Origin of the sequence: Actinomadura litoris (genome assembly GCF_009733595.1) — a bacterium.
GTDB lineage: Bacteria > Actinomycetota > Actinomycetes > Streptosporangiales > Streptosporangiaceae > Spirillospora > Spirillospora litoris.
Genome location: NZ_WOFH01000003.1, coordinates 75,961 through 100,159 on the forward strand (window position 1 = coordinate 75,961; position 24,199 = coordinate 100,159).

Consider the following 24,199-nt stretch of genomic DNA (forward strand, 5'->3'; position numbering starts at 1 on the left):
GGGTCCAGGGCGGATGGCGTCTTGTCGCGGCCGCGCTGGCTGGCGGGGCCGCGGGTGCTTGTTACGCACGGCGCGGGTGCTTGTTACGCGGGGCGCGGTCGCAGGGGTGTGCCCTTTACGGTGAGCGGGTGCGTCAGGCGGATCTGGAACCGTATTGGAACACCAACGTCGCCCGTCACCCCGGCATTCTGCGCGCCGTTCCGGAGGGGTGCGGCGACGCGCTGGACGTTGGTTGCGGCGACGGGCTGCTCGTGCGCAAGCTGGCCGGGAAGGCGAAGCGCGTGACCGGTGTCGACAGTTCGCCGAGGATGGTCGCCCACGCTCGCCGGCTCGCTGCCGGGGAGCCGGATCTGGCCTTTGTCGAGGGCGACTTCCTCACCGCCGATCTGCTGGACGAGGGCTATGACTTCATCTGTTCGGTGTCCGCGATCCATCACATGGACTTCGAGGCGGCCCTGACCCGGATGCGCGAGCTGCTGCGCCCCGGCGGCACGCTGGTGGTGGTCGGGTTGGCTCGGGAGAGCAGCCCGACGGACTGGGCGGCGTCGATCGCGGTCGCCCCGGTCGTCCGGGTCATCAAGGTGCTGCGGCGCGCGCACGGCCCGGACGGAATGCCGGTCGCCAATCCGCAGATGAGCTACGGGCAGGTGCGGACCGCGGCGCGGCGGCTGCTGCCGGGCTCGCGTTACCAGCGCCACATCCTCTATCGATACTCGCTGACGTGGGAGAAGCCCGTCCGCTAATGGCAGCGCCTCACAGCGGTGGCCTCTGGGGGTGGGGCGTGCTCGGCGGCGATGGGCGGTCACGTCATCGCGGCGGCTGCCGAACGTTCGTCGGAGTTCCGATTCACCGCGGCCTCGTGTGGCCGCTGGTGCAACCGCGTTGGGGTGGACGGGGTTCCGGGCGTGACTGCGGTGAGAGGAGCAGACGATGGGCATGGGGCCTTCGGTGGAAGACCGGTACGTGTCAGGTGACGCGTGGGCGGTGATGGAGAAGTTCTACGCGGCCGAGGCGGCGTATGTGGCGGCAGGCGGGTACGGCAAGGCCGACTATGGGCCGGCGGCCGCCTGTCTGGATCCGGAGGTGGTGCTGCACCAGGCTCCGGGCCTGCCGTTCACGGGCACCGGGACGTGGCGCGGCCGGGACGGCCTGGAACGCTTTCTGACCCGCTTCAGCGAGGTCTGGGAATCGATGGAGTTCCTGGAGCAGGAGCACTGGGGCGACGGCGGCACCGTCGTGGTGCGCAATCGGGTGCGGTTCCGGGCCCGGGCCACCGGCCGGGAGGTCGAGACTCTGATCCTGCAGCAGATCAGGGTCCGGGACGGGCGCATGCTCGAATGCCGTCCCTTCTACTGGGACCAAGCCGCCATCGTTGAGGCGTGCGGCTGGACGGGGCCGAGCGGGGAAGGCGAAGTTTCCATCGGGTGAGGTGCGCGTCGCGGCGTCCGGGTGCTGGCATCGTTTTTCGTCAGAACGGGTCGAGCGCCTTCCGCGGAGAATTCGGGGGCTTTCGAGTTCCCGGATGATCGCCATTGGAGGTCAAGGCCGCCCACCGGTGTGTCGGAGTGGTCGCTGACGGTTGAGGGGGAGGACCTCGCTGCGGCGGCTCCTGCGGGCGGGCGTGAGCACTGGTCAGCGGCTTGTGCCGGAAGGTTCCGGTCAACTCTGGAACCTTTCTGGAGGCGCAGCAGTTCACTCGTGGACGGGCGCGATCCCTGAGGTTGCGCGGGGTTCGCCCGTGATCAGGTTCTTTGGCGGGCGTTGCGCGTGATGCCCGGAAACTCCGAAGAATAGGGCTCCGGTTCTCGTCCGATTTCAGAGGTTTCGAAGGGTGCGAGAACCGCCGAGCCGCTCTAGGCCGTGGCCGGGGAGGTGAATCGGTTTGGGTGAGGTGGGTGCCGGCGATTTTCGCGTCGCCGGGAATCGAATCGGTCGAGCCTTTCCTGGTCCGAGCGTGCCCTGCCGCCCCGGCGCGGGCAAGGGTCGGGGCGAAGCGTGCGAACCCGGCATCCTGCGGAGGCGACAGGCGCGGGCGGCGCCCCCGGGGGCGCGCGGGCAGGGCCGTCCAGGGAAATCCGGATGATTCCAGGGCGCGTCAGGGGGTGTGGTCGCCCCGCAAGTAGAAGACACTTGGACCAGCGAACCGTACAAGCCGGGGCAACCCCGGAGCCGGTGGGTCGCCCGGGAGTGATTCCGGGGGCGCGGCGGTCCGGGCGACCCCCAAGTGCAAGAAATTGGACGACCCAGGGCCGTAAGGTGCCGGAACCGGGCTCGTCCAGGCCCGGTACAGATCATTGACAGCGAAGGGGGGAAGCGGCGTCTCCTCCACGCCGCGACTCAGGTGAGCGAGAAACCCGAGGCTCGCGGCGCCGCGGCCGTACCCCGTCAGGCCGGCGCCGGTGCGACGCCCGCCGCCCGTGAGGCGGCGGGTCCGGCCGGGGCCGCCGACCCGATCCGGGTGCTCATCGTCGACGACCACGCGCTGTTCCGCAGGGGTCTGGAGATGGTCCTGCAGGGCGAGGACGACATCGAGGTCATCGGCGAGGGCGGCGACGGGCACGAGGCGGTCGAGATGGCCGGCGACCTGCTGCCGGACGTCGTGCTGATGGACATCAGGATGCCCCGCCGCAGCGGTATCGAGGCGTGCACCGCCATCAAGGACGCGGCGCCCAGCGCGAAGATCGTCATGCTGACCATCAGCGACGAGGAGGAGGACCTCTTCGAGGCGATCAAGGCGGGGGCCAGCGGCTACCTGCTCAAGGAGATCTCGATCGACGAGGTGCCGCAGGCGGTCCGCGCCGTCCACGGCGGGCAGTCGCTGATCAGCCCGTCGATGGCGTCCAAGCTGATCACCGAGTTCGCCGCGCTCGCCAAGCGCAGCGAGGAGCGCACCCAGCAGGTGCCGGCGCCGCGTCTCACCGAACGTGAGATGGAGGTGCTGCGGCTGGTCGCGCGCGGGCTCGGCAACCGGGAGATCGCCCGGGAGCTGTTCATCTCCGAGAACACCGTGAAGAACCACGTCCGCAACATCCTGGAGAAGCTCCAGCTGCACTCGCGGATGGAGGCGGTCGTCTACGCCGTCCGGGAGAAGCTTCTGGAGATCACCTAGAGGTTGGGCGCACCTGACCGGAACCGTCCGACAACACGGTCCTGAAGGTTACGCCCGCGCTACCTGTGCGTCCCCAGGAGCGGAGGTCGTCGCGGTGGCGGCCCCTTTGAGCGCCCTGCGGGAGGCGGTCGTGCTGGCCTATTTCCCCCGGCGCACGTACGGTCGGGTGGCAGCCTGGTTCGGTCCGGCGGAGGGCACCGCGGGACCGCGCGTCAGGACGGCCCCGCGCCGCGTCGCCGAGACGCTGGCGGAGAGGGGGATCACGCCATGAGCCCCGTGCACGAGCACGTCGCGTCCCTGCTCGGCTCCTGGGCGTTGGGCGCGTGCTCGGACGAGGAGACGCGGCTCGTCATGGGCCACGTCCCGCACTGTCCCGCCTGCATGGAGGAGAGCCTCCTGCTCGGTGGCGTCGCGGGTCTTCTCGACGGCGTCCGGCCCGGCGCGTCCCTGCGTGAGCGGACCCTCGCGGGCGCACGCGCCCGGCGGCGGCCGGTGGCGCCCTCCGTCCCGTCCTATGCGGCGCCCTACGCGGCGCTGGTGTCGATGCTGGACGCGCTGCTGGCGGAGCTGTCGCGGCGCGCGTGGTCCACCAACGTCATCTACGACTGGTCCGTCCAGGACGTCGTCGCCCACCTGTCCGCCACCGATTCCCTTCTGGCGGAGCAGTTGAACACGCAGGACGGCGCCCCCGTTTTGGCACGTGCCGAACCTGCGCAGGGGGCAGACGCCCGGGACGTGGACGCGCGCACGGCCCTCGTCATCGACGAGCAGCGCGGACGCGGCCACGAGGAGACGCGGGTGTCCTGGCGCGCCCAGGCCGACGCGTTGTGCGCGCGCCTGGACGAGGAGGCGGCCGCCATCCGGGTGGTCCTCAAGTTCCCGATGCGGACGGACAGCGCGGTGGTCGCCCGCGCGTTCGAGACCTGGGTCCACGCCCGCGACATCGCGACGGCGACCGGCCACTCGCTGCCCCCGCCGCCGCCCGAGCATCTGCACGCGATCGCGACCCTGGGCGTCCGTGCGCTCCCCGGGGCGCTCGCGCTGCGCGAGGGGCGGGCCGCGGCCGGCGAGAGCGTCCACGTCGATCTGAGGGGCCCCGGCGGGGGAGCCTGGCATCTGCCGCTCGGCCCGTCCGCCCCCGACAAGCCGACCGTGACGCTCGCGCTCGACACGATGGACTTCTGCCTTCTCGCCGCGGAACGGCTGCGACCGGGCGAGATACGGGTCGACGTGGGCGGGGACGTGCCGCTGGGCCGCCGCATCCTCGCCGCCGCCTCCGCCTTCGCCGGCCCCTGACACCGGGCCCGTCGCGCGACCGGCATTCCCCTTTTGTCGGTGTCGTGCCCTAGCATCGCGGACGTGGACGAGGTAGAGCTCAGCGCGGACGAGGCACGGCGGCTGCAACTCCGGGCCCAGGGGTTCCTGGGGGCCCGGCCCAAGGGCGGTGTGCCCGCCATGCTGGAAAGGCTGGGGGCCGTCCAGCTGGACACGATCTCGGTTCTGGCACGGTCCCACGAGTTGATTCCCTATGCCCGGCTCGGCCCGGTGGGGCGGAACGCGATCGAGACCGCCTATTGGGGCAATGGCACGTATGGGGCATTCGAGTATTGGGCTCACGCGGCGTCCATAATCCCGATGGCCGACTGGCCGCTGTTCGAGTTCCGCCGCCGCGCGTACCGGAGCCGGGGTTGGCGCTGGCACAAGGTTCCGGAGGGCGTCTGCGACCAGATCCGGGCACGGCTCCGCTCGGACGGGCCGCTCACCACGAAGGAGCTGGGCGGCGCCAAGGCCAGCTCCGAATGGTGGGACTGGAGCGACCACAAGATCGCTATCGAGTGGCTGCTCGACATCGGCGAGGCCGTCTGCGTGGAGCGGGTGGGCTGGCGGCGGGTGTACGACCTGGCGGAGCGGGCCGTCCCGGAGGAGCTCCGCATGCGGGAGCCGGACGACGACGCCTGCCTGACGGCGCTCGTCGCTCGCGCGGGCAGGGCCCTCGGCGTGGCGACGCGGGGGGACCTCGCCGACTACTACCGCGTCCGGCAAGACCAGGTGGACCGGGTGATCGAGGCGACGGGCCTCGTCAGGGCGTCGGTGCGGGGATGGACGCAACCCGCGTGGGCCGACCCCCAGGCGCTGGAGGTCCCGCCCAAGGGCAGGCACATGACGACGCTGCTCTCGCCCTTCGACTCCCTCGTGTGGGACAGGGCCCGTGCCTCACGCGTCTTCGGTTTCGACCACCGGCTGGAGGCGTACGTCCCCAAGGCCAAGCGCGTGCACGGCTACTTCGCGATGCCGCTGCTGGCAGGGGGGCGCATCCTGGGCCGCGTCGACCCCGCCAGGGAGGGAGGCACGCTCATCGCCCGGCAGGTGACCTTCGAGCCCTGGGCGGTCAGGACCGCTCCCCGCGCGGAGACGGCCGCGGCCTCCCTCGCCACGGCGCTCTGGCGCGCGGCCTCCTGGGTCGGATGCGACGACGTGCGCGTCGAGCGGATCGTCCCGGACGGCGTCGACCGCGCCCTCCTCGACGCCGCCCTCAAGTCCGCCGCCACCGGCTAGGGGCCGCCACCGGCCAGAACCTCCGCCACTGGCCGGAAGGCGCCATCGGCGTGCGGCCGCCGCTGGCCGGAACACGCCGAAGACGCCCGGCCCGCCGGCCGGACCGCCGGAGCGGGTGGCGCGGCGTGCGCCACCCGCTCCGGCGGTCCGATGTACGGCCAGGTCAGCCGTGCGGTGTCTGCTGCGGGTCCGTGGCGATGGGACGGTCGATGGCCTCGCCCTGCTCGCCGCCGCGCCGCTTGTCCGAGCGCGAGCCGAACAGCGAGTAGTCGACGATCTCGGGGATGACGCGGGGCGCGTCCACCACCACGTCTGAGAAGAGGTGGACGAGGCCACTGACGATCATGCCGACGACGATGATCCCGACACCGACGTAGAACATGATCCAGGCCGGTCCCAGGCAGATCGCGACGCCGCCGACGACGAACCCCGCGAAGATGATCGTGACGGCGACCCACGAACCCGGCCGCCCGGCGTGGGAGCCGTGCGACTCCGCTCGCGCCGCGCCGTTCGACTCCCCGGTGTGCGACGCTCGTGACCCTCCGCCACCTGGACGGCGCGCCCCGCGCGAGTCGGATCCCTCAGAGCCGTACGGCTCTCCTGTCTGCGGTTCTTCGGACACCAGGCCTCCCCTTCCGTGCCGTCGGAGACCTATCCGGTACCCGAACGGTCAAACGGAACGTTCTGTGGATTGCGTTGCGGAGTGACCTAGACCATTCTGGATCTCGCCTACGATGGGCATCGTACGTGTGGTGTGCGCGCCGCCAGGAGCGGTGACCCACGATCTGCAAGGAGTCTTCGAGAGTGCCGCCAGTCATCGACAAGATCCTTCGTGCGGGCGAGGGAAAAACCCTGCGCAAGCTCAAGAAGCTCGCGGATCAGGTCAACTCGATCGAGGACGACTTCCTCGAGATGAGCGACGCCGAGTTGCGCGAGCTGACCGACAAGTACCGAGAGCGCCTCGCCGACGGCGAGACCCTCGACGACCTGCTCCCCGAGGCGTTCGCGACCGCCCGTGAGGCCGCCAAGCGCGTGCTCGGGCAGCGCCACTACGACGTCCAGATCATGGGCGGTGCCGCGCTGCACCTGGGCAACATCGCGGAGATGAAGACGGGTGAGGGCAAGACCCTGACCTGCGTCCTCCCGGCGTACCTGAACGCCCTTGAGGGCGACGGCGTGCACGTGGTCACGGTGAACGACTACCTGGCCAAGCGCGACGCCGAGTGGATGGGCCGCATCCACCAGTTCCTCGGCCTTGAGGTCGGCGTCATCCTCCCGCAGATGACCCCGGACGAGCGCCGCACGGCCTACAACGCCGACATCACCTACGGCACCAACAACGAGTTCGGCTTCGACTACCTGCGCGACAACATGGCCTGGAGCCTGGAGGAGTGCGTCCAGCGCGGCCACAACTTCGCGATCGTGGACGAGGTCGACTCCATCCTGATCGACGAGGCCAGGACCCCGCTGATCATCTCGGGTCCGGCCGAGCAGAACTCCAAGTGGTACTCGGAGTTCGCGAAGATCGTCCCGCGGCTGAAGCGGGCCGAGCTGATCAGCACCGCGGGCCAGGTCGACGAGTACGGCCCCGGCGACTACGAGGTCAACGAGAAGAAGCGCACGGTCGGCATCACCGAGGCCGGGGTCGAGAAGGTCGAGGACTACCTCGGCATCGACAACCTCTACGACTCGGTCAACACGCCGCTGGTGAGCTTCCTCAACAACGCGCTGAAGGCCAAGGAGCTGTACAAGCGCGACAAGGACTACGTCGTCATGAACGGCGAGGTCCTGATCGTCGACGAGTTCACCGGGCGCATCCTGCACGGCCGCCGCTACAACGAGGGCATGCACCAGGCCATCGAGGCCAAGGAGGGCGTGTCGATCAAGGACGAGAACCAGACGCTCGCCACGATCACCCTCCAGAACTACTTCCGCCTCTACAACAAGCTGTCCGGCATGACCGGTACGGCCGACACCGAGGCGGCCGAGTTCAACAAGACCTACAAGATCGGCGTCGTGCCGATCCCGACGAACAAGCCGATGGTCCGCCAGGACGTCGCCGACGTCGTCTACAAGACCGAGCAGGCCAAGTTCGAGGCGGTCGTCGACGACATCGCCGAGCGGCACGAGAAGGGCCAGCCGGTCCTGGTCGGCACCACCTCGGTCGAGAAGTCCGAGAAGCTGAGCAAGATGCTCAAGCGGCGCGGCATCCCGCACCAGGTGCTGAACGCCAAGCACCACGAGCAGGAGTCGGCGATCGTCGCCGAGGCGGGCCGCAAGGGCGGCGTCACGGTCGCGACGAACATGGCCGGCCGCGGCACCGACATCATGCTCGGCGGCAACCCCGACTTCCGCGCCGACCTCGAACTGCACCAGCGCGGGCTGTCCCCGCTGGAGACGCCCGAGGAGTACGAGGAGGCCTGGCCCGAGGCGCTGGAGAAGGCCAAGGAGGCCGTCAAGGGCGAGCACGAGGAGGTCGTCGACGCCGGCGGGCTCTACGTCCTCGCCACCGAGCGGCACGAGTCGCGGCGCATCGACAACCAGCTGCGCGGACGGTCCGGCCGCCAGGGCGACCCGGGCGAGTCGCGGTTCTACCTCTCGCTCGAAGACGACCTGATGCGGCTGTTCAACTCGGCCCGCGTCGAATCGATCATGACCCGGCTGAACATCCCGGACGACACGCCGATCGAGTCCAAGATCGTCTCCAACGCGATCAGGTCGGCGCAGACCCAGGTCGAGCAGCAGAACTTCGAGATGCGCAAGAACGTCTTGAAGTACGACGAGGTCCTCAACCGGCAGCGCAAGGTCATCTACGCCGAGCGCCGCAAGGTGCTGGAGGGCGAGGACCTTCAGGTCCAGGTCCGCCGGATGATCGACGAGGTCGTGCACGGCTACGTCGCGGGCGCCACCGGCGAGGGCTTCGCCGAGGACTGGGACCTCGACAAGCTCTGGAAGGCGTTCAAGCAGCTCTACCCGATCTCCATCACGGTGGACGAGCTGGTCGAGGACGCGGCCGACGGCGACATCTCCGGCCTGGACGCCGAGACCCTCGCCGCCAAGATCCGCGACGACGCGCAGGACGCCTACGAGAAGCGCGAGGAGGAGCTCGGCTCCAACGTCATGCGGGAGCTGGAGCGCCGCGTCGTGCTGTCGGTCCTGGACCGCAAGTGGCGCGAGCACCTCTACGAGATGGACTACCTCCAGGAAGGCATCGGCCTGCGGGCCATGGCGCAGCGCGACCCGCTGGTGGAGTACCAGCGCGAGGGCTACGACATGTTCAACGCGATGCTGGACGGCATCAAGGAGGAGTCGGTCGGCTACCTGTTCAACCTTGAGGTCGAGATCGAGGAGCAGCCCGAGGCCCCCGCGGTCGGCGCCGCGCCCGTCTCCGTCGCCAAGTCCGCGCCCGAGGGCAAGCTCGCCGTGGACGAGGACGTCGCCGCCGACGAGGACGTGGAGGAGGCCGAGGAGGCCGACGACGTCCCGGTGGACCAGCTCGCCGTCGACGAGGCCCCGGCGATCAAGGCCAAGGGGCTGGACAAGCCGAACCGTCCGTCCAAGCTGGAGTACTCGGCCCCGACGGTCGACGGTGAGGGCGGTGTCGAGCACCACAGCGAGGAGACCGACGACCCCTACGCGGGCGTCGGCCGCAACGACCCGTGTCCCTGCGGCTCGAAGAAGAAGTTCAAGCGCTGCCACGGAGACCCGCGCAACAAGTAGCACGTGATCGCGAGCGGCCTCCCGGACCTGGTCCGGGAGGCCGTTCTCGCATTCAGGGGGACGCCGCGTCACGGCCCGGTGGTCTCCACGGCGGTGCAGCGCCAGCGCCCCCGGTGCAGTTCGAGCCGGAGCGCGAGCGCCCGCACCCGGCCCGCCACGACGGCCACCGCCCCCACCTCGGCGACCCCCGGCGCGGGCCGCTGCAACCAACTCGACAACACCCGAGCCGGAACAACCCGCCCCGCGGGAACCCTCCCCGTCGGCACGGCACCCCCTCCCGGCAAGGCCCGCCTCGGCAGCCCGGCGCCCGGCGGGTCGGTGCGTCCGGGTGAGGCGGCCCCCGGTGGGACGGCGCGCCTCAGAGCGGTGGCGCGCGGTCCGGCGGCGCGTCCGGGCCGCATGGTCCCCGGCGGGTCGGCGCGCCCCGGAGAAGCGTCGCGCGGTGGCGCGGCGCGGCCCTCCCGGCGGGCACCCGGCGGGGCGGTGCGGCCTGCGGTGGGCGGATAGAGGCGTTCCAGTTCCTGGCAGACCGCCGGGACCGCCACCTGGGAGAGCCGGTGTGCCGGGCGTGCTCCGGCCAGGACGTCCAGCACGATGCGCACGGTCGCCTCCGCGCGTGCGCGCAGTTCCGTCTCCACGCTCTCACCCGGCTGGACGAGGCGCAGCGGACGCGGCGTCCGCGCATGCAGCGGCGCCCGGTTGAGCGCCAGCGCCCCGTCCGTACTCGGGGCCTGGGAGGGCCTCCACTCGGAAGGCGCGCCAGATACACGTTCCGCCGTAGAAGGCCCCGAAGGCACCTCGGATACGGGCCGCGCCGCGCCGGGTCCGCTCCGCCCGGTTGAGGCCGTGCTGGACGCCGATCCGCCGCCGTCCCGCCACCGGGCGGACGACAGGACGGGCGTGTAGCGGACGATGCGAACGGCGGACACCGGCTGGACGGGGCGTCGGCCCACGGCTACCTCCTCGAATCGGTTCGAGAAAAGGAGTCCTGAGCGGCCGAGAAAATACATGCTGGCCACATACGGCCAGTTCCGCATCCCTAAATATCACCGGATATTCGTGCGGAAAGGGCGGCGGCGGGGCGGTGGAGCGCCCCGCCGCCGCGTGGAGGGAGAGTCCCGGAGGGGTCGTGGGAGGTCCGGGGCTCTCGGGGTCAGCCGGAGGCGGGGGAGTCCTGGGGCGATCTGCGGTCGGGGTCGCGCGCGGGCTTGGCGCCGGCGGCCAGTTCGGGGTTGGTGGTCGGATCGGCGGCCACCGACTCCTCGCCCTCGGGTTCGCGTCCCGGCGTGGCGAAGTCGAACCTCACGATGAGGAACTTGAACACGAAGTAGTAGACGAAGAAGTACAGGACGCCCAGCCCGATGATCAGCGGCAGGCCCTTGGTGTTGTCCTTGGACGCGTTCAGCAGCATGTCGATGCCGCCCGCCGAGAAGCCGAAGCCCATCTGGGCGCCCGCCGCCTCCATCAGGGCCATGGAGATGCCGGTCAGCACGACGTGCACCGCGTACAGGACAGGCGCGACGAACATGAACGCGAACTCGATCGGCTCGGTGACGCCGGTGACGAAGGCGGTGAGCGCGGCGGAGATCATGATGCCGCCGACGGCGGGGCGGCGGTGCGGGGGCGCCGCGCGCCAGATGGCGAGGGCGGCGCCGGGCAGGCCGAACATGAGGACGGGGAAGAACCCGGCGGTGAAGCCGCCCGCGTGCGGGTCGCCGGCCAGGTAGCGGTTGATCTCGCCGTGCACGACGCCGTCCGGCCCCTTGTAGTCGCCGAACACGTACCAGATCAGGGAGTTCGGGATGTGGTGCAGGCCGAAGGGGAGCAGGAGCCGGTTGACGACGCCGTAGACGCCCGCGCCGAGCGCACCCGCGCCGGTGATCCAGTCGCCGAAGTCGGTCAGCCAGGTGCCGAAGACGGGCCAGATGAAGCCGATCGCGACGCCGATGCCGAGGGCGGCGACCGCGGTGATGATCGGGACGAACCGGCGGCCGCCGAAGAAGGCCAGGTAGGTGGGCAGCTTCACGCGGTTGAAGCGCTGGTAGAGCAGTGCCGCGACGACGCCGATGAGGATGCCGCCGAGGACGTCGGTGGGGTTGGTCGCGCCGAAGTCGATGACCTGCTTGGTCGTGCCCTCGTCGACCTTGGTGATCAGCACGCTGCTCTTGAGGTCGGCGGAGTGCGAGAACATGATCTTGGTGACCTGGTCGAAGACGAGGTACCCGACGAGCGCGGCGAGCGCCGTGGAGCCGTCGGACTTCTTGGCGAACCCGATGGCGACGCCGACCGCGAACAGCATCGGCAGGTGCTCGAAGAGCGTCTGCCCCGCGCCGCCGACGACCTCGGCGACGCGCGTCCAGCCGAGCCCGTCCGCGCCCAGCATGTCCTTCTGGCCGAGCCGGAACAGCAGGGCCGCGGCGGGCAGGACCGCGATCGGCAGCATGAGGCTGCGGCCGATCCGCTGGAGCACCGCGAGGATGCTCGACCCTCGGCGCGGCGCGCCCGCGTCCACGGTTGTCGAAGTCATCGGGGGTTCCTCCTCAGGGGGTTAGGAGTGCGGCGGGGGGTTTCCGAGGGCCGTGTGGATCTGGTAGCGGTCCGCCCTGTAGGTCGAGACGCCGAGTTCGGCGCAGATGCCACCGGTGTAGGAGCGGCGTTGCAGCAGCAGGACGGCGCTGCCGCGGGCGATCTGGAGGTGCCGGGCGTCGGCGGCGTCGGCGAGGCTGGCGTCGATGGTCTGGTCTCCCGCGTCGAAGACCAGCCCGTACACCGCCTCCAGCACGCCGTAGAGGGAGCGGTCGGCGAGCCGGCGGTCGAGCAGGTCGGGGGCGAGCGAGGCGAGGATATGGGCACGTTCCAGAGCCATCGGCTCGCCGTCGGCGGTCCGCAGCCGCTCGATGACGTGGATCTCGGTGCCGGGCTCGACCTCGAACATGCGGGCGAGGCGGGCGTCGGCGGGGACCGTGCGGCGGTCGAGGTCGACGGCGCCGGGCCGCAGCCCGCGGCTGAGCATGTCCTCGGTGAAGGAGACGAGCCGGAGCGGCATCTCGATCTTGGGACGGGCGACGAACGTGCCCTTGCCGGGGACGCGGTAGAGCCGCCCCTCGGAGACGAGCTGGTCGACGCCTTGGCGGACGGTCATGCGCGACAGCTCGTACCGGACGCACAGCTCGCGCTCGGACGGGATCGGCGCGTCGACGGGCAGCTCGGCGCTCTCGATCAGGTCCAGCAGGATGGCGCGGAGCTGGAAGTACTTCGGTACCGGGCTGTGCGGATCGATGGCTGTCACGGGGGAGTCCTCGATGGCCGGGGCCGGAGCGACGGGGTCGGCGGACGGATGGTCGGTCGGACGGGCGGCGGCTCGACGGGCGGACGGCCCGGGAGCGCCCCGGGCGGCTCGGGCTGGTCCGAGCCCGGGGTACGTCCCCCCGAACGCGTCCCCCGAACGTCCTGAACCGTTCCAACGCCTGCGCACATCCCTGAAACGTCAGGGAAACCGGGACGCGCGCGCGGGTGGCGGCGCGGACGCGTGAGCGGCCCGGCGGTGGCCGGGCCCGAACGCGACCGGGTCGGTGCGACCGGCAGGGGTTGCCGGACCGGGCGCACAAACGGATGTGACCAGGCCGGACGTCGTCCGGTGCGTAATGCTAGGGATGGGATGGGGGTTTCGGTTGTGATTCAGTTTGGTTCGTACTGGTCTAGGCCGGACTAGACCACATTGGGGAAAGACATGTCAATGCACAGATCCGTAACGAGCAGGTCACGGCTCCATCCTCTCAAGATCGAATGAATGCGCAGGTCAGGTGGCCGGTCCGGGGGCCTGCCCGGCGTCGCTTTCGGACGGTGCGTCCTCCTCCCGCTCGCGGCCCGGTGTGGGCAGGTCGAACCTCTTGATCACGAACATGAACACCGCGTAGTAGAGGAAGAAGTAGACCACTCCCAGCGCCACGACCAGCCACAAATGCCGCGTGTTGTCCTTGGTGGCGTTCAACAGCATGTCGATCAGCCCGGCGGAGAAACTGAACCCGAGCTGCGCGTCCGCCGCCGCCAGAACGTACATCGAGATACCCGTGAGCAGCACGTGGATCACATACAGCAGCGGCGCGACGAACATGAACGAGAACTCGATCGGCTCGGTCACCCCGCAGACGAACGCGGTGAGCGCCGCCGAGATCATCAGGCCGCCGACCGCGCCGCGCCGGTGCGGCGCCGCCGAGCGCCAGATCGCCATCGCGGCGCCGGGCAGGCCGAACATCAGCACCGGGAAGAACCCGGCGAGGAACGTGCCCGCGTGCGGGTCGCCCGCGAGGTAGCGGTTGATCTCGCCGTGGACGACGCCGTCCGGCCCCTTGTAGGTGCCGAACACGAACCAGATCAGCGAGTTCAGGATGTGGTGCAGGCCGAAGGGGAGCAGCAGCCGGTTCGAGACGCCGTAGATCCCGGCGCCGAGCGCGCCGAGGCCGGTGAGCCAGTCGCCGAAGTCGTCGATCCAGCCGCCGAGCGTCGGCCACACGACGCCGAAGACGACGCCGAGCACCAGCGCCGCCCCGGCCGAGACGATCGGGACGAACCGGCGGCCGCCGAAGAACGCCAGCCACGACACCAGCTTCACCCGGTAGAAGCGCTGGTAGAGCAGTGCGACCATCAGGCCGACGACGATGCCGCCGAGCACCTGGGTCGGGTTCTTCAGCCCGTAGCCGATGGTCTCCTTGAGCGAGCCGTCCTCCTGGCGGACCATCTCCACCACGGTGCCCTTGAGCTCGCCGCTGTGGGAGAACATCACCTTGGAGACGCGGTCGAACACGAGGTAGGCGGCGACGGCGGCGAGCGCGGTGGACCCGTCGGACTTCTTGGCGAACCCGATCGCCACGCCGACCGCGAACAGCAGGGGGAGGTTGTCGAGCAGGGCGCCGCCCGCGGCCGCGAAGACCTCGGCGATCCGGTCCCAGCCGAGGCCGTCGACGCCGAGCAGGTCGTCCTGGCCGAGGCGCAGCAGGATGCCCGCCGCGGGCAGGACGGCGATGGGGAGCATGAGGCTGCGGCCGATCCGCTGCAGCACCCCGAACGTGGCGGACCACGCCCCGCGCATCCCTCCGGCCTCGGCCGTGGTGCTCATGGGCGGATGACCTCCCCCGAGACGACCCGAACCCGGACGAGTTCGGGCCGACGTCTTCAGCTGGCTCCGATTGGTGGGATAAGGTGCGTACTGGTCTAGTCCGGACTAGACCTGTACGCCCCGGCGGCGACGTTCCGCGATCGTCGCGTCACAGAGAGCGCGCTCCAATGGCATCACTACTGATCAGCGCTGAGCACATGATCACTACCCCCGGGGGTGGTCCTACCCGCGTACTCTCCCCGGGATTCGTCCGAGCGGAGAACGGTGTGATCACCGAGGTGGGGGAGGGCCGCCCGCCCGGCGTCCCCGACGCCGACCTCGGTGAGGGCCTGCTCGCCCCCGGCCTCGTCGACCTCCAGGTGAACGGGTTCTTCGGCTACGACATGGTCGACGCCGACGTGGACCAGTGGCGCACGGTCGTCTCCCGCCTCCCCGAGACCGGCGTGACCGCGTTCATGCCGACGTTCATCACCGCCCCCGTCCAGGTGCAGGCCGAGGCGCTGCTGCGCACCCGCGACCTGCTGCCCGACCTCGCCTCCGGTACGAAGGTCCTCGGCGTCCACCTCGAAGGGCCGTTCCTGTCGGAGCGGCGGAAGGGCGCGCACAACGCCGCGTACCTGACCGACCCGACGCCCGAGGCGATCGCGGCGCTGCTGGAGACCGGCCTGGTCAAGCTCGTCACGCTCGCGCCCGAGCGGGAGGGCGCGCTGGCGGCGATCCGCGAGCTGGACGCGGCCGGGGTGCTGGTCAGCGTCGGGCACAGTGACGCGACCGCCGCCCAGACCGCGGCCGCCGCCGACGCGGGCGCCCGCATGGTCACCCACATCTTCAACGCGCAGAGCGGCGTCGGGCACCGCGACCCCGGCGTGGCGACGCAGGCGCTGATCGACCGGCGGCTGCACCCCGGGCTGATCCTCGACCTGCACCACGTGTCCCCGGAGGCGGCGAAGCTGGTCTTCCAGGCGGCGGACGGGCGGGTACTGCTCGTCACCGACGCCGCCTCCTCCGCCGGGATGCCGCCCGGCACCTACGAACTCGGCGGCGAGCCGATCACGATGCCCGAGCAGGGGCCGCCGTTGCGCGCGGACGGCACCCTCGCCGGGTCCGGCCTCCGGCTGGACGAGGCGCTCGGCAACGCCGCCGCCCTCGGCATCGACACCGCGGTGGCGGTGGACGCGGCGACCCGCGTCCCCGCCGACCTGATCGGCCGTCCCGACATCGGCCGCATCGCGCCGGGCGCGTCGGCCGACCTGGTCTGGCTCGGCCCGGACCACCGCGCGCATGCGACCTGGATCAACGGGCAGAAAGTCTTCGGAGGGGGATCATGACCAGTCAGATGCGCGCCGAGATCGGTGAGCAGCCGGACGCGCTCGGCCGGACGGTGGGCGCGCTGCTGCCGCGGCTGCCCGAGGTCGCGGAGCTGGCCCGCGACACCCGGCAGGTGCTGTTCATCGCGCGCGGGTCGTCCGACAACGCCGCCGTGTACGGGCGCTACCTGGTCGAGGCGCACACCGGGCGGCTCTCCACGCTGGCGGCGCCCTCGATCGCGACGGCCTACAAGCGGCGGGTGGACCTGAGCGGCGTGCTCGCCGTGGCGATCAGCCAGTCCGGCAAGACCGAGGAGATCGTCGAGACGCTCGACTGGGCCGCCGCGGGCGGCGCCCGGACCGTCGCCGTCACCAACGGCGCCGGGTCCCCGCTGGCCGAGGCCGCGGAGGTCGCGCTGATCACCGACGCGGGGGCCGAGATCGCCGTCCCGGCCACCAAGACCTACACCACGCAGCTCGCCGCGCTGTCGGTGCTGGCCCTCGGGCTCGGCGCCGACGTCGCGGTCGACGACCTGCGCCGCGTCCCGGACGAGGTGGCGCGGCTGATCGCGCTGACCGAGGCGTCCCCGGCGCTGGAGCAGATCGTCGAGGCGCTGGCGCAGGTCCCGGGCGCGGTCGTGTCCGGGCGCGGCATCGCGTTCGGCACCGCGCTGGAGCTGGCGCTGAAGATCAAGGAGGCCTGCTACCTGCACGCGATGGGCCTGTCCTACGCCGACCTGCTGCACGGCCCCATCGCCGTCGTCGACGAGCAGACGCCCGCGCTGCTGGTCGCCGCCGACTCCGGGCCGACGCTGCCCGGGACGGTCGCGCTGGCCCGCCGGGTCGAGGGCGCGGGCGCCCACGCGTTCGGCGTCGGCGGCGGCGAGGGGCTCGCCGAGGCGTGCACGGCGGCGCTGCCCGGCCCGGCGCTGCCCGAGTGGGTCGCGCCGCTCGGGCTGATCGTCCCCGGCCAGATCCTGGTCGAGAACCTGGCCCGCCGGCTCGGCGTCGACCCCGACGTCCCGCGCGGGCTGAACAAGGTCACGCAGACGGACTGAGCCGTACCGGCGGCCCCGGACCGGCGCCCGGGGTCGCCGTCCGGGCCGCCCGCCTGGCAGGTTGGAACGAGCCACCCACCCCGAACGGAATGAGAGAGCAATGGACAAGGCCGAGGCCATCGTCGCCGCGCTGGGCGGCGCCGACAACATCGTGGAGATCGAGCCGTGCGCGACCCGGCTGCGCACCGAGGTGAGCGACGCGGGACGGGTCGACGAGGCCGGCCTGAAGCGGGCGGGCGCGTTCGGCGTGATGCGCAGCGGCACCGTCGTCCAGGTCGTGGTCGGCCCCGAGGCCGACACCATCGCCAGCGACATCGAGGACATCCTGGAATGAGAGGAGCGCTCACGATGACCCGAGTGCTGTCGCCCGTCGCCGGCCGCGCCGTCGGCCTCGCGGGCGTGCCCGACCAGGTGTTCGCGCAGGCCATGGTGGGCCCGGGCACCGCCGTCGACCCCGAGCGCGGCCCCGGCTACGCGATCGCGCCGGTCACCGGCAAGATCGTCAAGTTGCATCCGCACGCCTACGTCGTCGTGGACTCCGAGAACCACGGCGTGCTGGTCCACCTCGGCATCGACACCGTCCAGCTCAAGGGCGCCGGGTTCGAGCTGCTCACGACCCAGGGTGAGGCGGTCACCGCGGGGCAGCCGCTGGTCCGCTGGGACCCGGCCGTCATCGAGGCGGGCGGCCGGTCGCCGATCTGCGCGGTCGTGGCGCTGGACGCGGGCGACGGCGCGCTCACCGACGTCGTCGAGTCGGGCGAGGTCACGAAGGGGGCCGAACTGTTCACATGGAGCTGATCCCCCTGCGTGCCGCCGTGTTCGACCTCGACGGCACCCTCATCGACACCGAGCCCCGCAACCGCGTCATGTGGGGGCTGCTGTTCGACGCGCACGGCGTCCCCTACGACGACGACCTGATCACCTCGTTCGCGGGCCGCCGCGGGCTGGAGGTGCTCCAGGAGCTTGAGCACAGGTTCTCCGGGGCGACCGCCGAGGAACTGCTCAAGGAGGCGCTCTCCTACGGGAAGCTGCCGGACATGCCCGTCGACGTGCCCGTCCCGGGCGCCGTCGACCTGATCCGGGCGCTGGCCACGGCGGGCGTCCCGCTCGCCGTCGTCACCTCCGGACGGCGCGGCTACGCCGAAGGGCTGCTGGAGGGTCTCGGCGTCCGCGACCTGCTCGACCTCGTGGTGACCGCCGGCGACGTCGTCAACGGCAAGCCCCACCCGGAGGGATACCTGGCCGCCGCGCGCGACCTCGGCGTCCCGCCGGAGGAGGCGATCGGGTTCGAGGACGCCCCGGCGGGCGTCGCGGCCGTGAAGGCCGCGGGCATGACCTGCGTCGGCGTCACCACCTCGCAGCCGGTGGAGGCGCTGGCCGAGGCCGACCATCTGGTGGCCGACCTGAAGGAACTGGACGTCGCGCCGGGCCCCGCGCTGCGGGTGCGCGGCCGGTGACGTCCGTGGCAGCGGCGGCCCGGGCCTCCCGGGCGAAGCGTTCGGGGGCGGGTCCCCCGGGCGCGAAGGCCGACAGTGAGGGCCGTGACCGACGGCCCGGCGACGGCCGTGACAGACGGCCCTTCGAGGAGCATTCCGTGACTGAACGCACTATCAAGATCATGTCCAGGGTGGGCCTGCACGCGCGGCCGGCCGCGCTGTTCGTCCAGACCGCCGCCAAGGCGCCCGGCCAGGTCACCGTGGCCAAGCGCGGCGCGGGGCCCGTCAACGCCAAGAGCATCCTCGCGGTGCTCGGCCTGGACGCGCGGCACGGCGAGGAGATCGTCATCGCCGCCGACGGCGAGGGCGCGGACGCGCTGCTCGACACCCTGGAGGGCCTGCTGTCGACCCCGGAGCCCGAAGGTGTCTGAGCCGCTGCGCGGTGTCGGGGTGAGCCCGGGGGCCGGGGCGGGTCCCGTGCTGACCATCGCGGGCGCCGTCCCCGAGCCGCCCGCCGGCTCCCGGCACGGCGGCGACGCGGGCGCCGAACGCGACGCCGCGCTCGCCGCGCTGGAGGCCGTGGCCGCCGACCTGGAGGACCGCGGCGCCCGTGCCGCACAGGCCGGCAACACCGACGGGCGCGACGTGCTGAACGCGCAGGCGCTGATGGCCCGCGACCCGGGCCTCGCCGACGGCGTCGGCGCCAAGGTCGAGGAGGGTGTCGCCGCCGCGCGCGCGGTGTTCGAGGCGTTCGGCGTCTATCGGGAGCTGCTCGCCGGGGCCGGCGAGTACATGGCGGCGCGCGTCACCGACCTCGACGACATCCGGGACCGCGCGATCGCCCGGCTGCTCGGCCTGCCGGTACCGGGCGTCCCCGAGTCCGCCGAGCCGTTCGTGCTGGTCGCGCGCGACCTCGCGCCCGCCGACACCGCCGTGCTCGACCCCGCCCAGGTGGTCGCGTTCGTGACCGAGGAGGGCGGCCCGACCAGCCACACCGCGATCATCGCCCGCACGATGGGCGTGCCCGCCGTCGTGGCGCTGCCGGGCGCGACCGCGCTGACCGACGGCACCCGCGTGCTCGTGGACGGCGCCGCCGGGACCGTCGTGGTCGACCCGTCCGACACCGAGGTCGAGGCGGCGCGCGCCGCGTCCGCCGCCCGCGCGTCCGCGCTGGCCGAGTCCACCGGTCCCGGGGCCACCAAGGACGGGCACGCCGTCCCGCTGCTGGCCAACATCGGCGGCCCGCAGGACGTCGCGGCCGCGCTGGCGGCCGGTGCGGAGGGCGTCGGGCTCTACCGCACCGAGTTCCTGTTCTTGGATCGGTCCAAACCGCCGTCCGACGCCGAGCAGGAAGAGGCGTACCGGAAGGTGCTGGAGGCGTTCCCCGAGGGCCGCGTCGTCGTGCGGACCCTGGACGCCGGAGCCGACAAGCCCCTCGCCTTCCTCCCGCCTCCCGGCGACGAGCCGAACCCCGCGCTCGGCGAGCGCGGCCTGCGGATGATGCGCCGCCACCCCGACGTGCTCACCGCCCAGCTGTCGGCCCTCGCCCGCGCGGCCGCGGGGCTGACCGTGAAACTCCAGGTCATGGCCCCGATGGTGACCGGTGTGGAGGAGGCGGAGTCGTTCGCCGCCGCGTGCCGCGAGGCGGGCGTCGAACGTCCCGGCATCATGATCGAGGTCCCCGCCGCCGCGCTGCGCGCCCGCGACCTGGCGCCGGAGGTCGAGTTCTTCAGCATCGGAACCAACGACCTCACGCAGTACGCCTGCGCCGCCGACCGCCAGATCGGCGGCCTCGCGCACCTCCAGGACCCGTGGCACCCGGCCGTCCTCGACCTGGTCGCCCCGGCGGCGGGCGCCGGCGTCCCCTGCGGCGTCTGCGGCGAGGCGGCCGCCGACCCGGCCCTCGCGTGCGTCCTCGTCGGCCTCGGCGTGACGTCGCTGTCGATGAGCGCGCCGTCCCTGCCGCTGGTGCGCGCCACCCTCGCCCAGCACACGCTGGACGAATGCCGCGAGGCGGCCCGCGCGGCCCGCGCCGCGCGGACACCGGCCGAGGCCCGCGCCGCGGCCCTGGCGGTGCTGGGTCAGGAGGGCTGACCCTGCTCGGCGATGAGCCAGCGTCCGCCGGTCCTGCGGAGGGTGAAGCTCGAAGCGAGCAGCCCACCCTGGCCGGCGGGCTCGCCGCGCCACTTCAGATCCTCGAAGCGGACGGTGACCTCGCCCGCCCCGGGGCCCGCCTCACCGGTCGGCACCGTGACCCCGCGGAGCGCGGCCAGATCCCGCGGACCGAGCTTCGCGCGCTCTCGCCCTAACCCGGCGCGGCAGCCGCCCGGCCTGCCGAAGGCGGTGCGCTCGTAGGCGGGCGCCAGGTAGGCGCACACCGCGACGTTCCCCTTGGCCACACCGCGCAGGAACCGGTACAGGACGAGCCGCGCCGGAAGCGTCCGCCGCTCGTCTCCGCCCGTGTCGGTCAGCCGGGAGTCGGCGGGCTCGGGCGTCAACGGCGGCATCGTGACCTCGCCGCCCCCACCGCACGCGGCCAGCGCGGGCAACAGGGCCAGAACGGCGAGGGAAGGCCGGACCCACACGGCGACCTCCTGGGGACGGGGGCGCCCGATCTTCCCAGCTCCCGCCACCCGCCGTCCACAACTCCCACCAGACCGACCCCGCGGACGGCATGCGCGGGGGTCAGTAGCCGAGGCCGTGGCCGACGGGCTTGCCGCCCGCGGGCACCGGGAGGCGGCCCACCGGCTTCACCGTGCCCGCCAGCACCTTCGCCAGCGCCTCGATCGCGACCGCCTGCGAGGAGTAGGTGGCCAGCGCCGCCGCCGCGCCGCGCGCCGCGTCCAGGTCGTAGGGGCGGCCGAGCGCGGCCACCACGACCGGCTTCGGCCCGAGCGCCCTGACCCGGGCCGCCGTCGCCGCTCCGGCGTTGAGCGTGGTCAGGACGGTGACGTCCGCCGACCCGGGCGCGGCCGTCCGGACGCCCTGGCGCCGGAGCGCGGCGCTCAGCGCGGCGCCGTCCGGTCCGGACACCCCGACCGTCCTCTTCTTGAGCGGCAGCAGCCGCCCCTCGTTGCGGACGAGCGTCACCGCGTGCTCGGCGACCGTCCGCGCGGCGGCCCGGTGCGCGGACGTGCCGATCGTCGCGTCCGCCTTGGCGGGGTCGGCGCGCGTCCCCTGGAACAGGCCGCGCTTCTGCTTGAGCCGGAGGATGCGCGCGACCGACTCGTCCAGGCGCCGCTCGGGGATCTTCCCCGAGCGCACCGCGCCGAGCACCGCGTTGTAGGCGCGCGGCAGGTCCGGCGGCATGAGGAGCTGGTCGGCGCCCGCCGCGACGGCCCGCACCGGCACGGCCGCGTCGCCGTACGCGCGGCGCGCGCCCGCCATCTCCAGCGAGTCGGTCACGATCACGCCCTGGTAGCCGAGCGTCCCGCGCAGCAGCCCGGTCAGGACCGTCCGCGACAGCGTGGACGGGTCGCCGGACCGGTCGAGCTTCGGCACCACGATGTGCGCCGTCATGATCGCGTCCACGCCGGACGCGATCGCGGCCTTGAACGGCGGCGCGTCCAGGCGCTCCCAGGTCCGCCGCGAGTGGGTGATGACGGGCAGCCCGGTGTGGCTGTCGGTCGCGGTGTCGCCGTGCCCGGGGAAGTGCTTGGCCGTCGCGGCGACGCCCGCCTCCTGGTAGCCGCCGATCGCCTCGGTCAGCATCGCCGACACCCTCGCCGGGTCGGACCCGAACGAGCGCAGCCCGATCACGGGGTTGCGCGGGTCGACGTTCACGTCGGCGTCGGGCGCGTAGTCCTGGTTGATCCCGATCGCGCGCAGCTCGGTGCCCGTGACGCGGGCCTGGGTCCGGGCGTCGGCGGGGCGGCCCGTCGCGCCCAGCGCCATGTTCCCGGGGAAGCGCGTGATGAACGGAGTCCGGGACACGATGCCCTGCTCCTCGTCCACCCCCAGCAGGAGCGGCACCTTCGACGCCTTCTGCAACGCGTTCGACTGCGCCGCCGCCCGGCTCGGCGTGCCCATGTTCTCCGGGAAGTAGATCAGCCCGCCGACGTGGTACCGCCTGACGATCGAGATCCCGTCCGCGCGGCTGGAGAACCGGGTCACGAAGAGCTGCCCGACCTTCTCCGCCAGGCTCATCCTCGCGACGTGACCGGGCACCCACGCGTCCGGCGCCGGGCTCACGGACGGGCTCGCGGACGTCCGGGGCCGCGCGCCCTTCTCACCGTCCTTGGTGCCGCCGCCCCCGCAACCCGCCGCAGGCACGGCCAGCGCCGCCACCGCGACGAGCGCAAACCGCCGTGAAACACGCACTGACCAGGCCCTCCGCCACGGTCGACAGCTCGCCTTCGGACGCCCGCGACGCTAACGCCTCCCCGACTCCCTGTCGACCCGCCACCACCTTCGTGTCCACGACCCCGCCCCGACGTCGAGCGGCCCCAGCGGGCACGGCGCCATCAGGACAGCGCTGGGAGAACCCACGTCCCCCTGACCACACCCCCGATCACGATGGACCCCGGATCGCGATCCATCGCGGGTCTTCGGGGGGTCCATCGTGATGGGAGTCCGGACGGCCGTGGCGCCGTCCTCGCCTCGGGCGGGCCCTACAGGGTCGCCGGCCAGGGGCGGCTCAGCCGGGGAGCGGGTGGCCGAGGCGGCGCAACGCCAGCCCCGCGGCGCCCACGGCCCCGTCTCCCGCGCTTCGGGGAGCTTCGGCGAACCGGTCGCGCAGCCCGGTCCGGACGGCCTCGGCGACCGGGCCCTCGCGCAGCACCGAGCCGTGCATCACGACCGGGGCGCAGGGGTCGGAGAGGGCCGGGCGCACCGCGTCGACGTCGCGGAGGAGCCATTCGGCCGCCTCCTCGGTGATGCGCCTGGCCACGGGATCGCCCGCGGCCGCGGCCGCCGCGACCACCGGGCCGAGCCGGCCGAGGGCCGCGGGCGGACGACCGTAGACCTCCTTGATGATCGCCTGGGCGAGCTGCGGATTGGGCGGCGTCCCCGACATCTCCGGATGGTGCGGGCCGTCCGGATCGCCGGAGCGTCCGGGCGGCCCCGGACCGTTGACGTCCGGTCGTGGGAGGGGCGATCCGGGGATCAGCACGGCGGTGCTCGTGCCGCCCCCGGCGGGGGAGGGGAACGCGGAGGCGAGCGGGACCGTCTGCGGCAGCGCCGAAGCGGCGCCGGGCGGGGCCGGGACGGCGCCGGCCATCGCCAGCTCCCGCCGCGCCCGGGGCCGCCGCCGCGCCGAGTCGATCTCCGCGACCACCGTCGGACCGAGCAGCGCCCGCGGGACCGAGTCGGTGAGCAGCGTCGGGGAGCCGCGGCCGTCGTAGGCCGCGAGCGCGGCCCTGACCGCCTCCTTCCCGAGCCACACCGCCGAACCCTCGTCCCCGACGAGCCAGCCGTAGCCGTCCGCGCGCTGCACGATCGACCCGTCACTGATCACCGCCGCCCCGGCGCCGGTGCCGGAGAACACCACGATGCCCTTGGGCTCGCTGGTCCCCGCGGCGAACGCCACGGCGATGTCGGTCACCACTGCGGGCGAGCCGCGCAGCCCGACGGCCTGCCACGCCTGCCGCGCCGCCGCGACGGCGGCGGGACGGCCTGCCGAGCCCGCGCCGGCGATCCCGAAGACACCGGTGAGGATGCGGGTCCGGTCGAGGTCGCCGAGCGCCTCCCGCAGAGCGGTGGTCAGCGCCCCCGCGGTGTCGCCTCCGGAGTTGGGGTTGGCCCCTGGGCCGGTGCCGGAACCGGCCAGGGCTCCCCCGAGCGTCAGTACGACACAGCGGGTCTTCGTGCCACCCGCGTCTATACCGACCACGTAAGGACCGGCCAAATGGGTCAACACATGGCGACCGTAGCCTTTTCTACCGTTGACGTGACATCCT

21 protein-coding genes are annotated in these 24,199 nt (G+C 72.5%); 13 read left to right on the plus strand and 8 right to left on the minus strand.

The genetic code is table 11. The features are described from left to right. Positions 1–128: 128 nt before the first annotated feature. From GNZ18_RS08440 to GNZ18_RS08460, 5 genes are all read left to right on the plus strand, one after another. A complete protein-coding gene (locus tag GNZ18_RS08440) occupies positions 129–743 on the plus strand; it encodes a class I SAM-dependent methyltransferase (RefSeq protein ID WP_308166110.1) in 615 nt (204 codons plus the stop codon). Between the two features lie 187 nt (positions 744–930). Further along, positions 931–1,428, plus strand: a complete 498-nt coding sequence (locus GNZ18_RS08445; RefSeq protein WP_156215722.1) for a nuclear transport factor 2 family protein — start codon at positions 931–933, stop codon at positions 1,426–1,428. Between the two features lie 913 nt (positions 1,429–2,341). Beyond that, positions 2,342–3,109 (plus strand): response regulator, encoded by a 768-nt coding sequence (locus GNZ18_RS08450; RefSeq protein WP_443611957.1) that lies wholly within the window; start codon positions 2,342–2,344, stop codon positions 3,107–3,109. Between the two features lie 267 nt (positions 3,110–3,376). Next, entirely contained in the window at positions 3,377–4,405 is a 1,029-nt protein-coding gene (locus GNZ18_RS08455; RefSeq protein WP_156215723.1) for a maleylpyruvate isomerase family mycothiol-dependent enzyme, read from the plus strand. Between the two features lie 63 nt (positions 4,406–4,468). After that, the gene (locus GNZ18_RS08460) at positions 4,469–5,665 is read left to right on the plus strand and encodes a winged helix-turn-helix domain-containing protein (protein ID WP_308166111.1); all 1,197 of its coding nucleotides are present in this window, start codon (positions 4,469–4,471) and stop codon (positions 5,663–5,665) included. A 163-nt stretch (positions 5,666–5,828) separates the two neighbouring features. On the opposite strand, the gene GNZ18_RS41935 is transcribed toward GNZ18_RS08460, so the two are convergent. Next, positions 5,829–6,287 carry an HGxxPAAW family protein gene (locus GNZ18_RS41935; RefSeq protein ID WP_246249547.1) on the minus strand — a complete coding sequence of 153 codons (459 nt, stop codon included), beginning with the start codon at positions 6,285–6,287 and terminating at the stop codon, positions 5,829–5,831. Between the two features lie 182 nt (positions 6,288–6,469). Between GNZ18_RS41935 and secA the strand changes: the two genes are divergently transcribed. Continuing rightward, entirely contained in the window at positions 6,470–9,385 is a 2,916-nt protein-coding gene (secA, locus tag GNZ18_RS08470) for a preprotein translocase subunit SecA (protein WP_312874382.1), read from the plus strand. A 68-nt stretch (positions 9,386–9,453) separates the two neighbouring features. Here secA and GNZ18_RS43585 read toward each other — a convergent pair whose 3' ends face one another. The 4 genes from GNZ18_RS43585 to GNZ18_RS08490 all read right to left on the minus strand — a co-directional run bounded on the left by GNZ18_RS43585 (position 9,454) and on the right by GNZ18_RS08490 (position 14,501). Next, positions 9,454–10,023, minus strand: coding sequence for an Rv3235 family protein (locus tag GNZ18_RS43585; protein WP_156215724.1), 570 nt, complete (start codon positions 10,021–10,023; stop codon positions 9,454–9,456). 515 nt (positions 10,024–10,538) lie between these two features. Next, positions 10,539–11,912: a PTS transporter subunit EIIC gene (locus GNZ18_RS08480; RefSeq protein WP_156215725.1), complete on the minus strand. Its 1,374-nt coding sequence runs from the start codon at positions 11,910–11,912 to the stop codon at positions 10,539–10,541. A gap of 21 nt (positions 11,913–11,933) precedes the next feature. Continuing rightward, complete coding sequence (locus GNZ18_RS08485; protein ID WP_214618420.1) at positions 11,934–12,674, minus strand: GntR family transcriptional regulator; 741 nt, start codon at positions 12,672–12,674, stop codon at positions 11,934–11,936. Between the two features lie 510 nt (positions 12,675–13,184). Then, positions 13,185–14,501: a PTS transporter subunit EIIC gene (locus GNZ18_RS08490; RefSeq protein WP_156215726.1), complete on the minus strand. Its 1,317-nt coding sequence runs from the start codon at positions 14,499–14,501 to the stop codon at positions 13,185–13,187. Between the two features lie 266 nt (positions 14,502–14,767). Between GNZ18_RS08490 and nagA the strand changes: the two genes are divergently transcribed. The 7 genes from nagA (at position 14,768) to ptsP (ending at position 20,396) form a co-directional block, all read left to right on the plus strand. Continuing rightward, positions 14,768–15,829, plus strand: coding sequence for an N-acetylglucosamine-6-phosphate deacetylase (gene nagA / locus GNZ18_RS08495; RefSeq protein WP_308166112.1), 1,062 nt, complete (start codon positions 14,768–14,770; stop codon positions 15,827–15,829). Further along, positions 15,826–16,866, plus strand: a complete 1,041-nt coding sequence (locus GNZ18_RS08500; protein WP_156215728.1) for an SIS domain-containing protein — start codon at positions 15,826–15,828, stop codon at positions 16,864–16,866. The genes nagA and GNZ18_RS08500 overlap by 4 nt, the downstream gene beginning before the upstream one ends. Before the next feature lie 100 nt (positions 16,867–16,966). Continuing rightward, positions 16,967–17,200 (plus strand): PTS sugar transporter subunit IIB, encoded by a 234-nt coding sequence (locus tag GNZ18_RS08505; protein WP_156215729.1) that lies wholly within the window; start codon positions 16,967–16,969, stop codon positions 17,198–17,200. A gap of 14 nt (positions 17,201–17,214) precedes the next feature. Beyond that, positions 17,215–17,664 (plus strand): PTS sugar transporter subunit IIA, encoded by a 450-nt coding sequence (locus GNZ18_RS08510; RefSeq protein ID WP_156215730.1) that lies wholly within the window; start codon positions 17,215–17,217, stop codon positions 17,662–17,664. After that, positions 17,655–18,323 (plus strand): HAD family hydrolase, encoded by a 669-nt coding sequence (locus GNZ18_RS08515; protein ID WP_156215731.1) that lies wholly within the window; start codon positions 17,655–17,657, stop codon positions 18,321–18,323. The genes GNZ18_RS08510 and GNZ18_RS08515 overlap by 10 nt, the downstream gene beginning before the upstream one ends. 137 nt (positions 18,324–18,460) lie before the next feature. After that, positions 18,461–18,733: an HPr family phosphocarrier protein gene (locus tag GNZ18_RS08520; RefSeq protein WP_214618422.1), complete on the plus strand. Its 273-nt coding sequence runs from the start codon at positions 18,461–18,463 to the stop codon at positions 18,731–18,733. Next, positions 18,726–20,396, plus strand: a complete 1,671-nt coding sequence (gene ptsP / locus GNZ18_RS08525; RefSeq protein WP_312874383.1) for a phosphoenolpyruvate--protein phosphotransferase — start codon at positions 18,726–18,728, stop codon at positions 20,394–20,396. The genes GNZ18_RS08520 and ptsP overlap by 8 nt, the downstream gene beginning before the upstream one ends. Here ptsP and GNZ18_RS08530 read toward each other — a convergent pair. The 3 genes from GNZ18_RS08530 to GNZ18_RS08540 form a co-directional block, all read right to left on the minus strand. Continuing rightward, the gene (locus GNZ18_RS08530; RefSeq protein ID WP_156215732.1) at positions 20,384–20,887 is read right to left on the minus strand and encodes a hypothetical protein; all 504 of its coding nucleotides are present in this window, start codon (positions 20,885–20,887) and stop codon (positions 20,384–20,386) included. The genes ptsP and GNZ18_RS08530 overlap by 13 nt on opposite strands. Positions 20,888–20,987: 100 nt before the next feature. Continuing rightward, positions 20,988–22,448 (minus strand): glycoside hydrolase family 3 protein, encoded by a 1,461-nt coding sequence (locus tag GNZ18_RS08535; RefSeq protein WP_246249549.1) that lies wholly within the window; start codon positions 22,446–22,448, stop codon positions 20,988–20,990. 490 nt (positions 22,449–22,938) lie between these two features. Further along, positions 22,939–24,159, minus strand: coding sequence for an N-acetylglucosamine kinase (locus GNZ18_RS08540; protein WP_312874384.1), 1,221 nt, complete (start codon positions 24,157–24,159; stop codon positions 22,939–22,941). Positions 24,160–24,199: the final 40 nt, after the last annotated feature.